Below are 3,444 nucleotides of genomic sequence, written 5' to 3' on the forward strand. Positions count from 1 at the left end.
CTGCCGCAGACGACCTCGATCTTGATCTTGGGGACCATGTTGGTGCTGTATTCGGCACCGCGATAGATTTCGGTCTGGCCTTTCTGCCGACCGAAGCCCTTGACCTCCGATACCGTCATGCCCGCCACGCCGACGGCGGTCAGCGCCTCGCGCACCTCGTCGAGCTTGAACGGTTTGATGATGGCAATGACCAGCTTCATCGCGCCCCCTTCCGATTACCCGAGGAACGCCAACGCAATCGCCGTGCCAGATCGTTTTGCGGCGTCAGATGGCTCGATTCCGCAGGCGGCATCGGTAAAGAAGCGGTAAAATTGTGCAGCGCGTCACGCCTGCCGCTTTTTTAGGCAGCTCCGACGATGGCCTTGGCGGCCGCCAGATCGTCCGCGTCGACCATCACCCGTACCGGGATCAGCAGCCAGCTGCCGTCCGCGATCGATGCGCCGGCATCGAATGCCAGCGCGGGGATGCCGTCAGCCTCCAGCCGGCCGACCAGGATCGCGGCGAGTTGGCGATCGTAGCGACCGAGTTCGACCAGGGCCATCAGCGCGGCGCGATCATGCCGGCGCCGTCGGATTGCGTACTGGCAAACCGTCGATGCTCCGGGTGCGCACCGCATATTTCGCGAAGCGCGTGGCGTCGCTGTTGGTCGCGTGATATTTGTTGAGCGTCGGCCGCTCGCGCTCGAACGTCATATAGGGAACACCCCAGCCGCATGACGTCTGGACCGTGTCGACCGCGATCACGAAGATCTGGCGCGTCCCCGGCAGCAGCGCGAACCCCGCGGCATGATCGGCCCAGTCGGCATCCTGCGGCAGCACCGGCCGGCCGCGTCCGTAAATGCGCAGGATCAGCGCCGGATTGTCGAAGGCGCAGAACATGATCGTGATCCGTCCGTCCGCGATCAGATGCGCGTTGGTCTCGTTTCCCGATCCCGCGACATCCAAATAGGCGACCCGGTCGTCGTCGAGGACGCGAAACGTGTCCATGCCTTTCGGACTGAGATTGATCCGCGCGCCATCGGCCGCGGTCGCGACGAAGAACACCGGCTGTTTGGCGATAAAGGCACGGTGATCGGCGTTGAGGGCGGGGAAGAACTCCATCGGTTCACTCCGATTCATGCGCACGGCGCGGCGAGATGCGACACGATAGCATCGCTTCCGCCGAACGTAAGCCGGGCAATCCGATCGCCGGGGGCCGATAACCGGCCCGATCCCTTCGTGCCTATCCCGCCGCCGTGCCGCCGACCGTCAGCCCGTCGACCAGCAAAGTCGGTTGTCCCACGCCCGCGGGGACGCTCTGCCCGCCCTTGCCGCACACGCCGATGCCTTCGTCCAGCGCGAAGTCGTTGCCCACGCCCAGAACCTTGGTCAGCACGCTCGGCCCGTCGCCGATCAGCGTGGCGCCCTTGATCGGTGCCCCCAGGCGACCGTTTTCGATGCGATAGGCCTCGGTGCACGAAAACACGAACTTGCCCGAGACGATGTCGACCTGGCCGCCGCCGAGCGACTTGGCGAAGATGCCCTTCTTCACTCGCGACAGCAGTTCCGCCGGATCGTCGCTTCCCGCCTTCATGAAGGTATTGGTCATTCGCGGCATCGGCGCGTGCGCGAAGCTTTCGCGGCGGCCATTGCCGGTCGGCGCGACCCCCATCAGCCGCGCATTGAGCCGATCCTGCATATAGCCCTTCAGGAAGCCATCCTCGATCAGGATCGTCTCCGCCGTCGGCGTGCCTTCATCATCGATCGTCAGGCTGCCGCGCCGGTCGATGATCGATCCGTCATCGACCACCGTCACGCCGCGCGCCGCAACCTGCTCGCCGATCCGTCCCGAAAAGGCCGAGGTGCCCTTGCGATTGAAATCGCCTTCCAGCCCGTGGCCGATCGCCTCGTGCAGCAGCACACCCGGCCAGCCCGGCGCGAGCAGCACCGTCATCTCGCCCGCCGGCGCCTCGACCGATTCGAGATTGACCAGCGCCTGCGCCAGCGCCGCATCGATCCCGCGGTTCCAGGTCGCGGGATCGAACAGCCGATCGTACAGATAGCGGCCCCCGATCCCGAACGAGCCGGTTTCGCGACGCCCTCCCACCTCGGCGACGATCGCGATGTTGAGGCGTACCAGCGGGCGCACGTCGGTGGCGGTGAAGCCGTCGGGGCGCACGATCTCCACCACGCTCCATGTCGCCGACAGCGCGACCGACACCTGCACGACGCGCGGATCGCGTGCGCGCGCGGCGGCGTCGATCGTCTGGCACAGATTCACCTTGTCGGCGAAGGGGATCAGGTCGAGCGGGTCGGCATCGGTATAAAGCCGGTTGTTGGTCCGCGCGGGCGCGGCGGCGCGCGGCTGCGCCGACGGATCGATCAGCGCCATCGTTTCTCCGGCCCGGCGGATCGCGGCCTCGCTCACTTCATTGGCATGCGCGAACGCGGTCATCTCGCCCGATACCGCGCGCAGGCCGAAGCCGGCGGTGGTGTCATAGGTGGCGGTCTTCAGCCGGCCATCGTCGAACCCGAACGCCTCCGCCTTGCGATATTGCAGGAACAGTTCGCCGTCATCGGCGCCGCGCAGCACCTCGGCGGTGACGCGCAGCGCGGCGTCGGCGTCGAGGGTGTCACGATACAGGAAGGAGCGGGGATCGGTCATGCCGGCCAAAATAGGCGCTGAACCGGCCCGACGCCACCGGGCGGCGCGTTATTGCGGGCTGGCGCCTTCGGCAATGTCGGGCAGCGTCGCCTGATCGACGCCATCCGCCGGGCCGCCGATCAGCACGAAGCGGCGGTCGCAATAGCCACAGTCGACATAGCCATGCTCATCGATCTGCAGCCACACGCGCGGATGGCCGAGCGCGGCGCCGCCGGGAATGTCGCTCGCCCCATCGCAGGCGACGCGGGGTTGCGAGACGCGGATGACTTCGGGTGGCGGCAACATGGCGCAGGCGATTAGCAAGCCGCGCCGCGCGCGACAATTGCTTTCGGCGATTGGCATCGCGGTGCCGGACGCCTAATCGATCCATATGACCGACGCCGCGATCGCCATCCGAGATTTGTGCAAAACCTATGCGGGCGGCAAGCGAGCGCTCGACGGCGTGACGTTCGACGTGCCGCGCGGCAGCATCTTCGGGCTGCTCGGCCCGAACGGCGCGGGCAAGTCGACGCTGATCAACATCCTGGCGGGGCTGGTCAACAAGACCAGCGGCACGGCGGAGATCTGGGGCTTCGATATCGACGCTCACCCGCGCAACGCCAAGGTGTCGATCGGGATCGTCAACCAGGAGATCCTGTTCGATCCGTTCTTCACCCCGGTCGAAACGCTGGAGATCCAGGCCGGGCTGTACGGCGTGCCGAAAGCCGAGCGCCGCTCGATGGAGCTGCTGCGCGCGGTGCATCTGGAAGATAAGGCGAAGGCCTATGCCCGCACCCTTTCGGGGGGCATGAAACGCCGCCT

6 protein-coding genes are annotated in these 3,444 nt (G+C 66.4%); 1 reads left to right on the forward strand and 5 read right to left on the reverse strand.

What is annotated here, in order from left to right:
- From ACFDSW_RS15975 to ACFDSW_RS15995, 5 genes are all read right to left on the reverse strand, one after another.
- On the reverse strand, positions 1–200 hold a 200-nt coding region (locus tag ACFDSW_RS15975), incomplete at its 3' end, for a P-II family nitrogen regulator (RefSeq protein WP_375251252.1).
- Positions 201–340: 140 nt separating this feature from the next.
- Positions 341–541 (reverse strand): putative signal transducing protein, encoded by a 201-nt coding sequence (locus ACFDSW_RS15980; RefSeq protein WP_375251253.1) that lies wholly within the window; start codon positions 539–541, stop codon positions 341–343.
- Positions 542–554: 13 nt separating this feature from the next.
- Positions 555–1,100: a pyridoxamine 5'-phosphate oxidase family protein gene (locus tag ACFDSW_RS15985; RefSeq protein ID WP_375251254.1), complete on the reverse strand. Its 546-nt coding sequence runs from the start codon at positions 1,098–1,100 to the stop codon at positions 555–557.
- Positions 1,101–1,221: 121 nt separating this feature from the next.
- Positions 1,222–2,643 carry a metalloprotease TldD gene (gene tldD / locus ACFDSW_RS15990; protein ID WP_375251255.1) on the reverse strand — a complete coding sequence of 474 codons (1,422 nt, stop codon included), beginning with the start codon at positions 2,641–2,643 and terminating at the stop codon, positions 1,222–1,224.
- 48 nt (positions 2,644–2,691) lie between these two features.
- The gene (locus ACFDSW_RS15995) at positions 2,692–2,928 is read right to left on the reverse strand and encodes a zinc-finger domain-containing protein (RefSeq protein WP_375251256.1); all 237 of its coding nucleotides are present in this window, start codon (positions 2,926–2,928) and stop codon (positions 2,692–2,694) included.
- 85 nt (positions 2,929–3,013) lie between these two features.
- Here ACFDSW_RS15995 and ACFDSW_RS16000 point away from each other — a divergent pair.
- Positions 3,014–3,444: ABC transporter ATP-binding protein (locus ACFDSW_RS16000; RefSeq protein WP_375251257.1), on the forward strand; the 431-nt coding region annotated here is incomplete at its 3' end.

Source organism: Sphingomonas sp., from assembly GCF_042091075.1.
GTDB lineage: Bacteria > Pseudomonadota > Alphaproteobacteria > Sphingomonadales > Sphingomonadaceae > Sphingomonas.

Excerpts from the sequence above, each read along its gene's own strand:
- tldD (WP_375251255.1), bottom strand. The coding sequence starts at position 2,643 with ATGACCGATCCCCGCTCCTTCCTGTATCGTGACACCCTCGACGCCGAC.
- ACFDSW_RS15980 (WP_375251253.1), bottom strand. The coding sequence starts at position 541 with ATGGCCCTGGTCGAACTCGGTCGCTACGATCGCCAACTCGCCGCGATC.
- ACFDSW_RS15995 (WP_375251256.1), bottom strand. The coding sequence starts at position 2,928 with ATGTTGCCGCCACCCGAAGTCATCCGCGTCTCGCAACCCCGCGTCGCC.
- ACFDSW_RS15985 (WP_375251254.1), bottom strand. The coding sequence starts at position 1,100 with ATGGAGTTCTTCCCCGCCCTCAACGCCGATCACCGTGCCTTTATCGCC.